The following is a 13,585-nucleotide window of genomic DNA, read 5'->3' on the forward strand; positions in this document are numbered from 1 at the left end:
CCGGTGCGTGTGCTTGCAGCTTGGCGACGAGCCTACTGCTGGAAAGTCGAGTCAGATGACGGCGTTTGCGGCGCACTGACTGCGCTGAAGAACTGCAGCCATCGAAGCGCAAATCTCGGGTGAGCCTGCGCAGCAATCTTCCATAAGGAATTCGAGGACCGCCGCCATCGAGTCGTATTGAGCCGAATAAATGACCGAACGTCCTTCCCGGCGGCTGACGATCAGCCCGGCATGGGAGAGGATCGTCAGGTTGGCCGACAGGCTGTTAGGTGGCACTTCCAGTCGGCGCGCTAACTCGCCCGCAGAGACGCCATCGCGACCGGCTTGCACAAGCGTACGAAAGGCGCTCAGCCGACCCTGGTGGGCGAGGGCGGAGAGAGCGGTCACTGCGGCCTTCATTTCCATGGTCTCTCCATAGCGGAAATGAAGGTGTCGGCAAAGCCGCTCCCAGTTCTGCCATCGTCTAGCGGCTAGACGCTTTGAATTTGAACGAGCCGCGCTTCCCCTTGGGGACGTTGAGGGCGCAAGCGTCCGCGGCAGCGCCGGCGAACGGGCAGGATTCGGCGCCGATCAGGGTCACGGTCAGGTCGCCCTTCGCCGTGGCGTGGTAGCTGCAATCGGCGCGCTTCATGCGGGCGTCGGTATAGGCGGAACGCTGCGGCCCCAAGATGGTGGGTTTCAGTTCACCGTCGACGAGGACGTGGCAAAGCATTTCCCAATTGCCGTCGCCCTTGGCCGACAACGCCGGCGTCACGCTCGGACCGTCGGCGGCATGAGCCGTCCCCGCCAGAAGCGCCGTCGCCATCAAGGCTGCCCAGATTCTCATGCTACATCTCCCCTAGAAGAATTCCAGAGTTCGACGATAGCAGAAATAAGGAATCGAGAAAGCTGAGAATGACGCCGGGCGGCGTTTTCGTCAGAGTTTGACGACCTCGCCGTCTTCTTTGGTGAAGCTTTCCGGCAGCCGGTCGAGCAACTCAAGCACGGCCTCTGACGGGCGGGCCAGCGCGATGCCCTTGGGGGTCACCACGATCGGCCGATTGACCAGGATGGGGTGCGCCACCATCGCGTCGAGCAGCGCGTCGTCGCTGACGGCAGGGTCGAGCAGGCCCAGTTCAGCGGCGGGCGTACCCTTTTCGCGAAGGATATCGCGCGGGCTCTTCCCCATCTGGGCCAGCAGGCGCTGCAGCTGCTCACGCGTCCAGCCAGCCTGCAGATACTCGACGACGGTCGGCGCATAGCCGGCCGCCTCGATCATGGCCAAGGCGTTGCGCGAGGTGCCGCAGCCCGGGTTGTGGAAGATGGTGATCGGGAAGGCGTCGGTCATTGGGGCTTCCGAAGGTCAAACAGCCAGGTGAAGAACAGCCAAGCGGCGAGGGCGCCGAGCAATTGGGCGACGATAAAGGCCGGCGCCGACGATGGTGCGATGCCCGCGAAGGTGTTCGACAGGCTGCGGGCGACGGTCACCGCCGGGTTGGCGAAGGAGGTTGAAGCGGTGAACCAGTAGGCGGCGGTGATGTACAGGCCGACCGCCATCGGCGTCGCCTCGGGCTTGAAGCGTACTGTCCCGAAGATCGTGCCGATGAGACCGAAGATGGCGACGAACTCGGAGAGCGCCTGGGCAGGCCCGTCGCGCAGCTTGGTCGAGATCTCCAGCACCGGCTCGGCGAACATGGCATGGGCCAGCCATACGCCGAGCACTGCGCCCAATGTCTGGACGATGACATAGCCGAGGGCCGCGGGGATCGAAATTTCCCGGCGCAGCGCGAAGACAAGCGTAACGGCCGGATTGAAATGCGCGCCGGACACCGGGCCGAAGATGCTGATCAGCACAACCAGCGCGGCGCCAGTCGCCAGCGTATTGCCAAGCAGGGCGATGGCGGTGTTGCCGCCCGCCAGATGTTCGCCCATCACGCCCGAGCCGATGACCACCGCCAGCAGAAGGGCGGTCCCGAGCCCTTCCGCGGCCAGGCGGCGGCCCAAGTTGAACGGCGTCGCCGCCGACTCTGCCTGGCTCATTGAGCGGTATCGTCGATCTGGCCGATCTCCCGGATGCGCGCTTTCAGCGCTGCAGGATCGAGGTCGTCGAAGGGGAGGGCCAGAAGCGCATTGATGCGGGTCGTTAGGCTCTCGGCGGTCGCCTCGAACGCCGCGGCGCGGGCCTCTTCGCCCTCGACGTGAGCGGGGTCGGGCAGGCCCCAGTGGGCGGTCATCGGCTTACCCGGCCAAATGGGGCAGACCTCGCCGGCGGCGTTGTCGCAAACCGTGATGATGAAATCGAGCGGCGGCGCATCCTCGGCTGCGAACTCGTCCCAGGATTTGGAGCGGAAGTCGGTCGCATCGAAGCCTAGCGCCTCGACGATCGGCAAGGCGCCCGGGTTGACCTTTCCGGCCGGCATGGAGCCCGCGGAGAAGGCCCGGAAACGGCCTTCCCCGAGCTTGTTCATCAGGGCTTCCGCCAAGACGGAGCGCGCCGAATTGCCGGTGCAAAGGAAGAGGATGGTATAGGGCGTGGCGGCCACGATGGCTCCTAGCAGGGGGTGGTTTTCGTTGCGCGCAACCGGCTCACGACCGGCGCGCAGATGTCCAGATTGCCGGCGCAGCAATCCTCCATGAGGAAATTCAGCAGCTCGCTCATCGCTGCATAGCTCGCAAAGTAGATGATTGAGCGACCCTCCCGACGATTCGAGATCAGGCCGGATACGCTCAGAATGCTCAGGTTGCTCGACAACGTGTTCGCCAAGCTGCCGGTGCGTGTTGCTATCTCGCCGGCCGCCATTCCTTCCGGACCCGCCTTCACCAGCAAGCGAAAGATATCGAGGCGGGTTGCGTGGGCGAGGGCTGAAAGCCGGGTTACTGCGATTGCGGTTTCCATAATTCTAGTATAGTCGAATTATAGAGGCGCTTCCAAGCCGCCACCTTGAATGAGTTTCGTATGACCGACCTCCCCGCCTTGGACGCCAACTACCTGCCGCCGATCGACCAGAGCGCTCTCGAGCCGGCCGTTCGCGCGGCCCATCCGCCGCGTGTCCTGCTTCTTTATGGGTCTCTGCGCGAACGATCCTATAGCCGGTTCGCAACGCGTGAGGCCGAGCGCATCCTGCAGGCGCTGGGTTGCGAGACGCGAGTGTTCGATCCCCGCGGCCTGCCGCTTCCCGACGAGACGGGGCCGGATCATCCTAAGGTGCAGGAACTGCGCGCCCTGTCGGCTTGGTCAGAAGCCCAGGTCTGGTGCAGCCCTGAACGCCATGGCGCCATCACCGGCGTTATGAAATCTCAGATCGACTGGATCCCACTGTCGATTGGCAGCGTGCGGCCTACGCAAGGCAAGACGCTTGCCGTCATGCAGGTGAGCGGCGGATCGCAGTCGTTCAATGCCGTGAACACCCTGCGACTGCTTGGCCGTTGGATGCGGATGATCACGATCCCCAACCAATCCTCGGTCGCCAAGGCATTCCAGGAGTTCGACGAGGATGGCCGGATGAAGCCGTCGTCCTACTATGAGCGAATCGTCGACGTGATGGAGGAACTGGTGAAGTTCACCCTGCTGACCCGCGACCGTTCAGATTATCTGGTCGATCGTTACAGCGAGCGCCGAGATGCTGGTCTTAAGGAAGCGAAGGCGCTGGCCGCCATCGCCATGTCCGCGGAGGTGAAGACGGCATGACCCTGGTCGCGCGACCCGCCACGCGCGCCGACGCCCCGGCGATCATGGCCATTTACAACGAGGGGATTGAGGATCGCGTCGGCACTTTCGAGACCTCCATCCGCACGCTAGAGCAGATTGCTGCCTGGTTCGCCCAAGGCATGCCGCTTGTCGTAGCGACCGATGAGTCAGGGGAGGTCGTCGGCTGGGCAGGAGCCTTCGCCTACAGCGACCGCTGTGTGTACGGCGGCATCGCTGAGTTCTCGGTCTATGTGCGTCGCGATTGGCGCGGGCGCGGCGCTGGTGCGGTCGCGATGGAGGCGCTTATTCAAGGCGCACGTGACGCTGGGCTGTGGAAGCTGCTGTCGCGCATCTTTCCGGAGAACGCCGCGAGCCGAGCGTTGGTGCGCAAGTGCGGATTTCGAGAGGTCGGAACCCATGAAAAGCATGGGCAGCTGGATGGAAAGTGGAAGGATGTCGTGCTGGTGGAGCGCCTAATTCCTGAGAACCAAGCTGGGCTGCGTTGATCGCTGGTCCCGAGCGCCAAAGGCTTTGGGGGCTCAAATTCGCCGAAGGCGACGCTACAAAAGCGACATCCTCAGGTTGATTTCCATATTTCTACACCACTAGAATAGCCTCGCGACTGAGGGTGGTGAGCACGCGATTCTCATGCGGCTAGAGGTCTTGAGAAGCGCTGGTGCCTGACAACACAGATCTGCAACTTAGCCCCCGCCAAGTTGAATGCCTGCGCCTCGCGGCAGATGGACGAACCTCTTCGCAGATTGCGGTCACGCTTGGCCTCTCCGCTCGAACGGTCGACCAATACGTTGGGGAGGCTTGCGCACGCCTGAAGGTTCGTAATCGTGTGCAAGCCGTCGCGAAGGCCCTGGCTTTGGGGCTTTTGCCAGACGCGCCCCCGTAGAATCGCGGATCGCATTTCTACGGAATTGACCGCTCTTAGCGTCCTCGGGAATCAATCAGCCGTGGTGACCGCTGGTGTTGCTTGCGAACGTTCTAGTTCAGCTGGTTGGCTGCCCGCCCTAAGGCGTCATCGAGACGCATAACCGGTCTAGTTAGGGGGGCAGACCTAACTAGGAGGTCGGTCAATTGACCAGTCAAAGCAACCCTTTCCGGGACGAAATTCGCTCGTTTCGTCCTCTCTTTGAACAAGACGACCATACGCCTTCGGCGCGCCTCATCACCGAACGACAACTGCAGTGCCTGGCCTGGGTGCAGGAGGGCAAGAGCGCCACGGATATCGGGAGCATTCTCGGGCTCTCCGGGCGCACGGTCGAGAAGCACATTATCAAGGTCTGCGGCCACTTGGGCGTCAAGACGCGGGTTCAAGCCGTTGTGCGCGCCCGGGAGCTTGGCCTCATCACGGGCGGCGCGCCGTAAACCTACGCCCTCTCAGTGGGTAGGTTTGCGCCTCGCGACAAAACCGACACCCGCTCAACATTCAAGTGCGGGCCACGGAGCGGTCTGTCGTTCGAAGTCTTCATCGCCAGGCGGTCGCCATGACCCTGAGTTTAGCCGCTGCTCTCGCCCTAACCGCGGAATGCGCTCCGACGGTCGCACCCGAAACGCTGCTCTCGGTCGTGCAGGTCGAAAGCGGCTTTGATCCCTGGGCGATCGGCGTCAACGGGACGCCCCGTATCACCGTCATTCCCAAGTCCATCGACGATGCGGTCACCAGGGCAGGGGCGTTGATCGCAGCCGGACGAAGCATCGATCTGGGCCTCGCGCAGATCAACAGCAAGAACTTGGCCTGGCTAGGACTGAGCCTTCGCGAGGTGTTCGAGCCTTGCGCCAACCTCAGCGCCGCCGCTCGCGTCCTGCAGGACGGCTACAGCCGCAGCGATGTGGGGCGGTTGGGCGAGCAGGCCGCACTGCGAGCGACGCTCTCCTACTACAACACCGGCCATCCCGCCCGCGGCCTCAGTAACGGCTACGTCGGCAAGGTCGAGGCTGCTGCCCAGCGCATCGTTCCGGCGATCGGCGCAGGCGGTCCCGCCGACATCGCCCCGGCATCCTCGGGGACGATTGCGGTGACTCCATCGTTGGTCTGGGACGTGTTTGGCGACGTCCAACGCAGCCAGGGCAGCTTTGTCACCACCGTCTCCATCACATCGCCCGGAGGGTTCCAGTGAACGCCAGCAGGAAGAGACTCATCATCGGCCGTCTGGCTCTGGTCGGCGTAATCGCCCTGGCCGGCGCCAGCCCGGCCTTCGCGCAGACGGCCGGGGTCGGCGGCAACGTCGGCACGTTTATCCAGAACATCATCGATCTGCTCAACAGCAACGTCATTCGCGGCCTGGCGGTGATCGCTATCATCATCACCGGCATCGCCTGGATGTTCGGTCACCTGGACATGCGTCGCGCCGGCACGGTGGTCGTCGGCATCATTATGATCTTCAGCGCCGCGGCGATCGTCGACCTGATTACCGGCGGCAGTGGCGGGGCATGATCCAATGTCCGCCGAGGCCGACGAGCACCTGACCGAAGACCCGCTGTTCCTGGCCTGCACCCGGCCGGCCATGGTCGCGGGCGTGCCCATGGAGGCCATGGGCCTCAACCTGATTGTGACGGCCACCGTCTTCCTCGCGGCGCACTCGCCGGCCTACCTCCTGATCGCGCCCGCGATGCATCTGGTTTTCCGAGCGGTCTGCAAACACGACCACAACGCCTTTCGCGTCCTGTGGATGTTCGTCGACACCAAGGGGCGCGCCCGTAACGGCGCAACCTGGGGCGGGAGTTCCTCCACGCCGCTTCCGCTGATCCGACGCTATGTGGCCGCGGAGGTGATCCGTGGCTGATCTGCAGCTTCAGCCACGGGCGGCCCGCGCGTCGCTGGGTCGAGACCTCGATCCGCGTGGCGCCTTGCCCTACGCGCGGCACGTGACCGGCGAGGTCATCGGCCTCGATACCCAGGCCTTGATGATGACCTTCCAACTGGACGGGGCCAGTTTCGAGACCGCCGACATCCGCGACCTCAACGATTGGCATGCCAAGCTCAATGGAGCCTGGCGTAACTTGGCCAACGACCATCTGGCAGTCTGGCACCATCTCGTCCGGCGCCGCCACGAAGGGTATCCGGCGGGCGACTTCCGCTCGAATTTCGCGCGAGACCTCGACGCGCGTTACCGCGACCGCCTCGGCGCGACCCAGATGTTCGTCAACGAACTCTACGTCACGCTGGTGCTGCACCCGGGCCGCGACGCCACCGAGCGGGCCAGCGCCTGGATCACTCGGCAGAGGCGATCCGAAGCCAACGAGGAGGAGGCGGTCAAGCGGCTGCAGGATGCAGGCCGCGACTTGGCACAGTACCTCAGCCGGTATGGAGTCCGGACCCTCGGCCTTTATGAGCGAGGAGGGGCCTGGTTCTCCGAGCCTTTGGAGGTGCTGCGGCTTGTCCTGACAGGACGGCGCGAACGGGTGCCGCTGATCCGGGGACATCTGGGCTCAGCCATCTATTCCGCCAGGGTCATCTTCGGCCGAGAGGCTTTGGAGATCCGCGACGCTGCCGAAGCGCGATTCGGCGGCATGTTCGGGGTGAAGGAATATCCCGCCGTCACACGACCCGGTCTGTGGAATGGGCTGTTGTCGGCCCGCTTCGCGTTCGCCGCCAGCCAGTCCTTCACCTTCCTCTCCAAGACGGCGGCGCGGGCTGTCATGGAGCGAAAGCAGAACCAGATGCTTTCGGCGCGAGACCGTGCGGTCTCGCAGATCGCCGGGCTCGGCGACGCCCTGGACGATCTGATGTCCAACCGCTTCGCCATGGGCGACCACCAAGCTTCGGTGCTGGTTTACGGCGATGATGCCCGCAGCCTTAGCGATAATCTTTCAAGCGCCCGCGCTTTGCTGGCTGACTCCGGCCTGGTGACGGCGCGCGAGGATCTGGCGCTTGAGGCTGCCTTCTGGGCGCAGTTCCCCGGCAACTTCAGCCGCCGTGTCCGCCCGGCCGCGATCACCTCGCGCAACTTCGCCGCGCTGGCGCCTTTCCACACCCATCCTGCCGGTCGGGCGGAGGGCAATCATTGGGGCGCGTCCGTCGCCTTATTGCGGACCTCCGCCGGCTCGCCCTTCCACTTCAACTTCCATGTCGGGGATCTTGGCCACACCTTCATCTGCGGGCCATCTGGCTCGGGGAAAACGGTCGTCCAGAACTTCATGCTGGCCGCGCTGGAGAAGTTCGGCGCTCAACAGGTGTTCATCGACAAGGATCGGGGTGCGGAGGTCTTTGTTCGGGCCTGCGGCGGGACCTATCTGACCTTGCGCAATGGCGAGCCGACCGGGTTTGCACCCCTGAAGGCGTTGGATTTCACGCCGGGCAACGCCGCCTTTCTTGGCCAGCTCGTCCGGCAGTTGGTCGGCGCGTCCGAAAGGCCGCTGTCGGTTCAGGAAGAGCAGGCGATCGATGCAGCCGTCATGGCCCTGGGCCCGATGCCGCCGGCTCAGCGATCCTTGTCGGCGTTGCGCGCTTTGCTGGGTCAGCGGGACGCTGGCGGCGTCGGCTCTCGCCTGGAGAAGTGGTGTCGGGGTGGGCCTCTCGGCTGGGTGCTCGACAACGACGTTGACGCGCTAAGCCTCGACGCCCGGTTCCTCGGCTTCGACATGACCCATGTGCTGGACAACGCCGAAGTTCGTACGCCGATGATGATGTATCTCTTCCACCGACTGGCCGCTCTGGTCGACGGGCGCCGTCTGGTCATCGATATCGACGAATTCTGGAAGGCATTGGGCGACGAGGCATTCCGGAGCCTCGCCCAGGACGGGCTGAAGACCTACCGCAAACAAAACGCCTTCATGGTGTTCGGCACGCAGTCGCCCGCCGACGTCCTGCGCTCTCCCATCGCTCACACGATCCTGGAACAGTGCGCGACCAAGATCTTCCTGCCCAACGCCCACGCCGCTGAGCGCGACTACATCGAGGGCTTTGGCCTGACCCGCCGGGAGTTCGCCCTCGTGCGCGAGGAGCTGGCCCCGGCATCGCGACAGTTCCTCATCAAGCAAGGCCTCAGCTCGGTCGTCGCCGAGCTTCGCCTTGATGGCCTGGATGACGACCTGGCCGTGCTGTCGGGCCGTACTGAGACGGTCGATCTCCTCGACCGCATTCGCGCCCGCGTCGGCGACGATCCCAACGACTGGCTCGAACTTTTTCATCACGAACGGAGGACGATCCCATGAGACGATCGCTCATCACTGTCGCCCTCGTCGGGGCGGTCTGGCTCGGCGGCTCTGCCGCCCATGCCCAGCTGGCCGTCTATGACGCCACCAGCTATGCCAAGCTGATCCAGCAGGCGACCACGGCGGTCAACCAGCTGAACGAGCTGAAGACCCAGGTCACCCAAGGCCAGCAACTTTTCGCGAGCCTCAACGACCCGTCAGGCGTCAGCAAGATCGCCAGCGGGCTTGGCGTACCGTCCTTGCGATCGTTCCTCCCAGACACATCCGCCTTGAGCGCGGTGACCGAGGGCGACTTCAGCGCGCTGGGCGCCATCGGCGCCAAGGCAGACGCCATTCGATCCGCCAACCGTCTCTACACGGCGCCCGCCGACGATCCCCTTGGCGCCGACCTTGAGGCGTCGGGTCAGCGCGCCGCCCGCGACCTGGCGCTTGGTCAGACCGTGACCGACGCCGGCGCACAACGTCTCGAAGGCCTCAAGGACCTTCAAGCCGCCATCGACACGGCCCCGAGCGCGCGCGCTGTGATGGACCTGCAGGCCCGGGCCACGACCGAGCAGGCCATGATCGCCAACGATCAGGTGCGGCTGCAGGGCCTCGCTATGGCGCAGGCGGCCGAGGATCGGCTGCAAACCCAGAGGGACCGTGAACGTGCACTGGCGGCACGTGAAGCCCGAATGACCGCCTACCAACAGGGATTCCAATGATGCGAAGCCTCGTGCTCATCCTCAGCGTGGCCGGCTTGGCGGCCTGCTCACCAGAGCCGCGCAGCGCAAGCTACTTCGAGGCGCATCCGAAGGATGCCGAGACCGTCGTGGCTGACTGTCAGTCGGGCGCTCATCGCGGCCAGGAATGTACGAACGCCCAATCCGCAGTTGCCGCTGCGAAGCGCAACGAGCGTATGGACGGCTACCACAAGGGGTTCTGATTTCCCGTGGCCGAGCCGCTTCACATCTTCCAGCCCGCTTATCAGTTCGTCGATGGCAAGCTCGACGTCTTCCTGAATGAGCGCGCCAGTTCGGTGATGGCCCAGGTGTCGGGGCCGCTGCGGGCCGCCCTTGTCCTCTACGTCCTGTTGTACGGCTTCGCGATCCTGCGCGGTTCGATCCAGGAGCCGTTCATGGATTTCGTGGTGCGCAGCATCAAGCTGGCCTTCATCTACATGCTGGCCACCACGGTCGCTTATTCGACCTATGTCACCCAGCCGCTGTTCCACGTTCTGCCGGATACGCTGACCCAGGCGATCAGCGGGGCAGGCGTGCCGGACGTCGGGTCGGCCTTCGACCAGTTCTTCAATCGAGCCGCCTACCTCGCCGACAAGATCACCAAGGAGGCCAGCCCGGTCGACTTCGGTCCCTGGATCCTGGGTGCGATCGTCTACGTCGTCGGGGCGCTGGCCGCGGCGATTGGGTTCGGCGTGGTTCTGATCGCCAAGGTGGCGCTGGCTTTGCTGGTGGCGCTTGGGCCGATCTTTGTGGCTTGCGCACTCTTCGACGCGACGCGGCGGTTCTTCTTCGGCTGGCTCAGCCAGGCCGTGAACTACCTCGTCCTGTTCGCTCTCATCATCACCGTCTTCCAACTGATCCTGTCGCTGGTCACCCAGCAGTGGGGCAGCATTGATGGCGCTGACCCGATGGCCGGCGGCCTGCTGTTCGTGGCGCTGTGCCTGCTGGGCGCGATCTTCTTCCTGCAGACCCCAGCCATCGCCGCCGGCATCGCGGGCGGGGCCAGCGCAGGTCTGGCGGACTTCGCCAACGCCGCCTCGCTGAGCGGTGTGCCGCGCCCTGGTGCGCCGCAGGGGCCGCAAGAAGCCAGCCGCAGTTCACCACGGGGCGGGGGCTCCATTCGTCCTGCCGGAGGTCGCGCCTGATGCGGATCGCTGTTCTCGTCCTGAGCGGACTTGCCCTGTCCGCCTGCTCCACAACTGGCGGCGGTAAGCTGGCCGTCTGTGACGGCAAACACCTGCGCCCCGCCAATCCCTATGGGTCGGTCCTGGCGTCCTCGACGCAAGCCGTGCCGTCCGCGGCGCCGGCAGGGTCGGACGAAGCCAAGCCCAAGACCTTGTCCTCAATCGCCTCACCGGCCGCGTTCGGGAGCTGCCTGGGATGAAAGCCGAAACGGATCTGAAGGGCTATTTCTCGGAGGCGAAGGGCTGGAACTTCGATCAGCTGCGCAGCGCCGAGCGTTCGCGCCGCCTGGCCTGGGGCGTCGCCACCTTCGCCGCCCTCGTGGCGACGGCCGCCGTCGGGGCCGTCGCAGCCTTGGCGCCCTTGAAAAGCGTCGAGCCCTTCGTGGTGCGCGTGGACCGCAGCACCGGGGCGGTCGATGTGATGACCGCCTTGCGGTCCGAGAAGCCGCTGACCTACGACGAGGCCGTCACCAAGCATTTCCTGGCGCAATACGTCCGCGCGCGTGAGGGTTGGCTGGCCCCGGCGGCCGAGGCCAACTTCCGCCAAGTCTCGATCATGTCGACCCCGGCGGAGCAACAGCGTTGGGGCGACGCCTTCCGGCCGGCCAACCCGCAGAGCCCGCAGGTCGTCTACGGCCCGGCCGGTGAAGCGCAGATCGACATCCGCGCGGTGAGCTTCGTGTCCGACGGGGTCGCCAATGTCCGCTTCCACCGGATCGTCCGCCAGAGCCAGCAGGTCACGGAAAGCGATTGGATCGCGACCGTGGCCTACAGCTACACCCGCGCGCCCATGGGCGAGGCGGATCGCCTGCGCAATCCGCTGGGCTTCCAGGTGACCAGCTATCGGTCCGACCCGGAGGTGGTGCGATGAGAGCACCCCTCGCCATCCTGGCTGCAGCGACGCTGGCCGTCGCATCGCCTGCTTTCGCCCTGGACACCCCCAAGTCGGGGCCATCCGATCCGCGGATCAAGGTGGTGGACTACGATCCCTGGGCGGTGGTGAAGATCACCGGCGTCTTCCGCACGGCGACCCAGATCCTTCTGGGGCCTGACGAGACCATCCTTCACGTCGCCGTGGGCGACGCGACAGGCTGGGACGTCGCTGCCGAGAAGAACATCCTGTTCGTGAAGCCGAAGGCGGCGCGGCCTCCGACCAATCTGATCGTCACCACCAGCCGGGGCGCGGAGACCCGCAACTACACGTTCGAGCTGTCGACCCGGGCCGGGTCTTCGGCCCGCAATACGGCGGACACCGTCTTTGGCCTGCGCTTTCGCTATCCTCAGGACGAGAAGGCCGCTGCTGCGGCGGCGTTGACGGGGCAGGCCGCCGCGCTTGAACGTCGGATTCTCGACCTCAAACTCGACCGCGCCGTGGTCGAGGGGCGGCGAAACCTCAGCTACGGCGTCCAGGGCGCCAGCGCGATGCAGCCGTCTGAGGTGTCCGACAACGGCCGCTTCACCGTCCTGCGCTTTCCCGCCAATCAGCAGGTGCCGGCCATCTATCAGGTGGAGGCCAGCGGGACAGAGAGCCTGGTACCGTTCGACGTGCGGGGTGAATTCGTCGTGGTCCATGCCGTCGTGCGCCAGCTGCGTCTGCGTCGGGGACGCGACGTGCTCTGCATCTACAACCAGGCCTTCGAGCCCTACGGCGTCAATCCGGGGACGGGCACCGCCGCGCCTGACGTCCAGCGCACCGCCCAGGGAGCGTCCCGGCCATGACCGACACCGTCGATCTTCATGACGAACCGCCCCCGCCGAGGGCCGAACGCAGTGCGCCCGCGTTCGAGCGATCGATCTCCCCGATCGCCGGGCGGCTCGGTTCCGGCCTGGCCGGCAAGGGCGTCGTCCTCGCCGCCCTCGTGGCCGGATGCGGCGTGTTCGTGGCCGCCACCTGGGGCCATGAGAAGCCGAAAGCCGAGCCGAGGCGTGACGAGCCGGCGCGGCAAGTGGTGCCGTTCGAGCCGGCGATGAAGGCGCCGCCGCCGACCCTGGCGGCGCCCGGCGCCCATGCGCCTGGCCTCGTGCCCATGGAGGCCAGCGGCCAGGTGCCGGCGATCCAGCCTGCTGCCGGCGGGGCGACGATGGCCAGCGCCGCGACACGCCGCCAGGCCGAGGTCAGCGCCATCCGCGGGGCGCCGATCCTGGCCTACAGCCGGGGCGGCGAGGGCGGCGCCGCGCCGGCGCTGCCGGCTATTCTCGCCGCCCAGCCGGGCCCAACCCGGGAAGCGACCGAGCTCGATCAGCTGCGCCGCGGCTCGTCGATCGGCCAGGCCAGGGCCGCCCGGCTTGGCGACCGCAACTTCCTGATCGTCGCCGGCGCCAACATCCCCTGCATCCTGCAGACGGCGATGGACACCACGACGCCAGGCTATGTCAGCTGCCTGATCCCGCGCGACGTGCTGTCCGACAACGGCGCGGTCGTCCTGATGGAGAAGGGCACCAAGGTGCTGGGCGAGTACCGCTCGAGCCTGCGCCAGGGCCAGCGGCGCTTGTTCGTGCTGTGGACGCGGGCGGTGACCCCGGCCGGCGTCGCCATCGCCCTGGGCTCGCCCGCGGCCGATCCGGTCGGGCGGGCTGGCTTCGACGGCGAGATCGACACCCATTTCTGGGATCGCTTCGGCGGCGCCCTGTTGCTCAGCATCGTCGATGATGCGGCCTATGCCGTCGCCGGGCCGAACAACGGGTCCAACGTCACGCGCCTGCCGTCCGACGCCGCCGGGATCGCGGTGCAGAACTCGATCAACATCCCGCCCAGTCTACGCAAGGCCCAGGGCGCAGAGGTGTCGATCTTCGTCGCCCAGGACTTCGACTTCTCCGGCGTCTATGGCCTGAAGAGCCGGTGAGGC

Annotated in this window: 20 protein-coding genes; 14 read left to right on the forward strand and 6 right to left on the reverse strand. The window is 65.6% G+C overall.

Annotation, left to right across the window (positions count from 1 at the left end):
* Window positions 1-51: 51 nt before the first annotated feature.
* From ACFLIT_RS01020 to ACFLIT_RS01045, 6 genes are all read right to left on the reverse strand, one after another.
* Window positions 52-405 carry an ArsR/SmtB family transcription factor gene (locus ACFLIT_RS01020; protein ID WP_479909317.1) on the reverse strand — a complete coding sequence of 118 codons (354 nt, stop codon included), beginning with the start codon at window positions 403-405 and terminating at the stop codon, window positions 52-54.
* A gap of 58 nt (window positions 406-463) precedes the next feature.
* A complete protein-coding gene (locus tag ACFLIT_RS01025; RefSeq protein WP_479909318.1) occupies window positions 464-826 on the reverse strand; it encodes a hypothetical protein in 363 nt (120 codons plus the stop codon).
* A gap of 90 nt (window positions 827-916) precedes the next feature.
* A complete protein-coding gene (gene arsC, locus ACFLIT_RS01030) occupies window positions 917-1,327 on the reverse strand; it encodes an arsenate reductase (glutaredoxin) (RefSeq protein WP_479909319.1) in 411 nt (136 codons plus the stop codon).
* Window positions 1,324-2,019 (reverse strand): MIP/aquaporin family protein, encoded by a 696-nt coding sequence (locus tag ACFLIT_RS01035; protein ID WP_479909320.1) that lies wholly within the window; start codon window positions 2,017-2,019, stop codon window positions 1,324-1,326. Before ACFLIT_RS01035 ends, arsC begins: the two co-directional genes overlap by 4 nt.
* The gene (locus tag ACFLIT_RS01040) at window positions 2,016-2,522 is read right to left on the reverse strand and encodes an arsenate reductase ArsC (protein WP_479909321.1); all 507 of its coding nucleotides are present in this window, start codon (window positions 2,520-2,522) and stop codon (window positions 2,016-2,018) included. Before ACFLIT_RS01040 ends, ACFLIT_RS01035 begins: the two co-directional genes overlap by 4 nt.
* Window positions 2,523-2,530: 8 nt before the next feature.
* Window positions 2,531-2,875, reverse strand: coding sequence for an ArsR/SmtB family transcription factor (locus ACFLIT_RS01045; RefSeq protein WP_479909322.1), 345 nt, complete (start codon window positions 2,873-2,875; stop codon window positions 2,531-2,533).
* A gap of 60 nt (window positions 2,876-2,935) precedes the next feature.
* On the opposite strand from ACFLIT_RS01045, the gene arsH reads away from it, so the two are divergent.
* The 14 genes from arsH (at window position 2,936) to virB10 (ending at window position 13,582) form a co-directional block, all read left to right on the forward strand.
* Window positions 2,936-3,667, forward strand: coding sequence for an arsenical resistance protein ArsH (arsH, locus tag ACFLIT_RS01050; RefSeq protein WP_479909323.1), 732 nt, complete (start codon window positions 2,936-2,938; stop codon window positions 3,665-3,667).
* A complete protein-coding gene (locus ACFLIT_RS01055) occupies window positions 3,664-4,173 on the forward strand; it encodes an arsinothricin resistance N-acetyltransferase ArsN1 family A (protein WP_479909324.1) in 510 nt (169 codons plus the stop codon). Before arsH ends, ACFLIT_RS01055 begins: the two co-directional genes overlap by 4 nt.
* A gap of 170 nt (window positions 4,174-4,343) precedes the next feature.
* Window positions 4,344-4,568: a helix-turn-helix domain-containing protein gene (locus ACFLIT_RS01060; protein ID WP_479909325.1), complete on the forward strand. Its 225-nt coding sequence runs from the start codon at window positions 4,344-4,346 to the stop codon at window positions 4,566-4,568.
* 185 nt (window positions 4,569-4,753) lie between these two features.
* Window positions 4,754-5,044, forward strand: a complete 291-nt coding sequence (locus ACFLIT_RS01065) for a LuxR C-terminal-related transcriptional regulator (protein ID WP_479909326.1) — start codon at window positions 4,754-4,756, stop codon at window positions 5,042-5,044.
* A 119-nt stretch (window positions 5,045-5,163) separates the two neighbouring features.
* Window positions 5,164-5,796 carry a lytic transglycosylase domain-containing protein gene (locus ACFLIT_RS01070; RefSeq protein WP_479909327.1) on the forward strand — a complete coding sequence of 211 codons (633 nt, stop codon included), beginning with the start codon at window positions 5,164-5,166 and terminating at the stop codon, window positions 5,794-5,796.
* Entirely contained in the window at window positions 5,793-6,113 is a 321-nt protein-coding gene (locus tag ACFLIT_RS01075; protein ID WP_479909328.1) for a TrbC/VirB2 family type IV secretion system protein, read from the forward strand. The genes ACFLIT_RS01070 and ACFLIT_RS01075 overlap by 4 nt, the downstream gene beginning before the upstream one ends.
* Before the next feature lie 4 nt (window positions 6,114-6,117).
* Window positions 6,118-6,462 carry a VirB3 family type IV secretion system protein gene (locus ACFLIT_RS01080; protein ID WP_479909329.1) on the forward strand — a complete coding sequence of 115 codons (345 nt, stop codon included), beginning with the start codon at window positions 6,118-6,120 and terminating at the stop codon, window positions 6,460-6,462.
* The gene (locus ACFLIT_RS01085; protein ID WP_479909330.1) at window positions 6,455-8,833 is read left to right on the forward strand and encodes a VirB4 family type IV secretion/conjugal transfer ATPase; all 2,379 of its coding nucleotides are present in this window, start codon (window positions 6,455-6,457) and stop codon (window positions 8,831-8,833) included. The genes ACFLIT_RS01080 and ACFLIT_RS01085 overlap by 8 nt, the downstream gene beginning before the upstream one ends.
* The gene (locus ACFLIT_RS01090) at window positions 8,830-9,537 is read left to right on the forward strand and encodes a TrbJ/VirB5 family protein (RefSeq protein WP_479909331.1); all 708 of its coding nucleotides are present in this window, start codon (window positions 8,830-8,832) and stop codon (window positions 9,535-9,537) included. Before ACFLIT_RS01085 ends, ACFLIT_RS01090 begins: the two co-directional genes overlap by 4 nt.
* Entirely contained in the window at window positions 9,537-9,758 is a 222-nt protein-coding gene (locus ACFLIT_RS01095; RefSeq protein WP_479909332.1) for an EexN family lipoprotein, read from the forward strand. Before ACFLIT_RS01090 ends, ACFLIT_RS01095 begins: the two co-directional genes overlap by 1 nt.
* A 6-nt stretch (window positions 9,759-9,764) precedes the next feature.
* Window positions 9,765-10,700 (forward strand): TrbL/VirB6 family protein, encoded by a 936-nt coding sequence (locus ACFLIT_RS01100; RefSeq protein ID WP_479909333.1) that lies wholly within the window; start codon window positions 9,765-9,767, stop codon window positions 10,698-10,700.
* Window positions 10,701-10,935: 235 nt separating this feature from the next.
* On the forward strand, window positions 10,936-11,610 hold the full coding sequence (locus tag ACFLIT_RS01105) for a VirB8 family type IV secretion system protein (RefSeq protein ID WP_479909334.1): 675 nt from the start codon (window positions 10,936-10,938) through the stop codon (window positions 11,608-11,610).
* The gene (gene virB9 / locus ACFLIT_RS01110) at window positions 11,607-12,458 is read left to right on the forward strand and encodes a P-type conjugative transfer protein VirB9 (protein WP_479909335.1); all 852 of its coding nucleotides are present in this window, start codon (window positions 11,607-11,609) and stop codon (window positions 12,456-12,458) included. The genes ACFLIT_RS01105 and virB9 overlap by 4 nt, the downstream gene beginning before the upstream one ends.
* A complete protein-coding gene (gene virB10, locus ACFLIT_RS01115; protein ID WP_479909336.1) occupies window positions 12,455-13,582 on the forward strand; it encodes a type IV secretion system protein VirB10 in 1,128 nt (375 codons plus the stop codon). Before virB9 ends, virB10 begins: the two co-directional genes overlap by 4 nt.
* Window positions 13,583-13,585 lie beyond the last annotated feature (3 nt).

Source organism: Caulobacter sp. HJHS_5, from assembly GCF_056683955.1.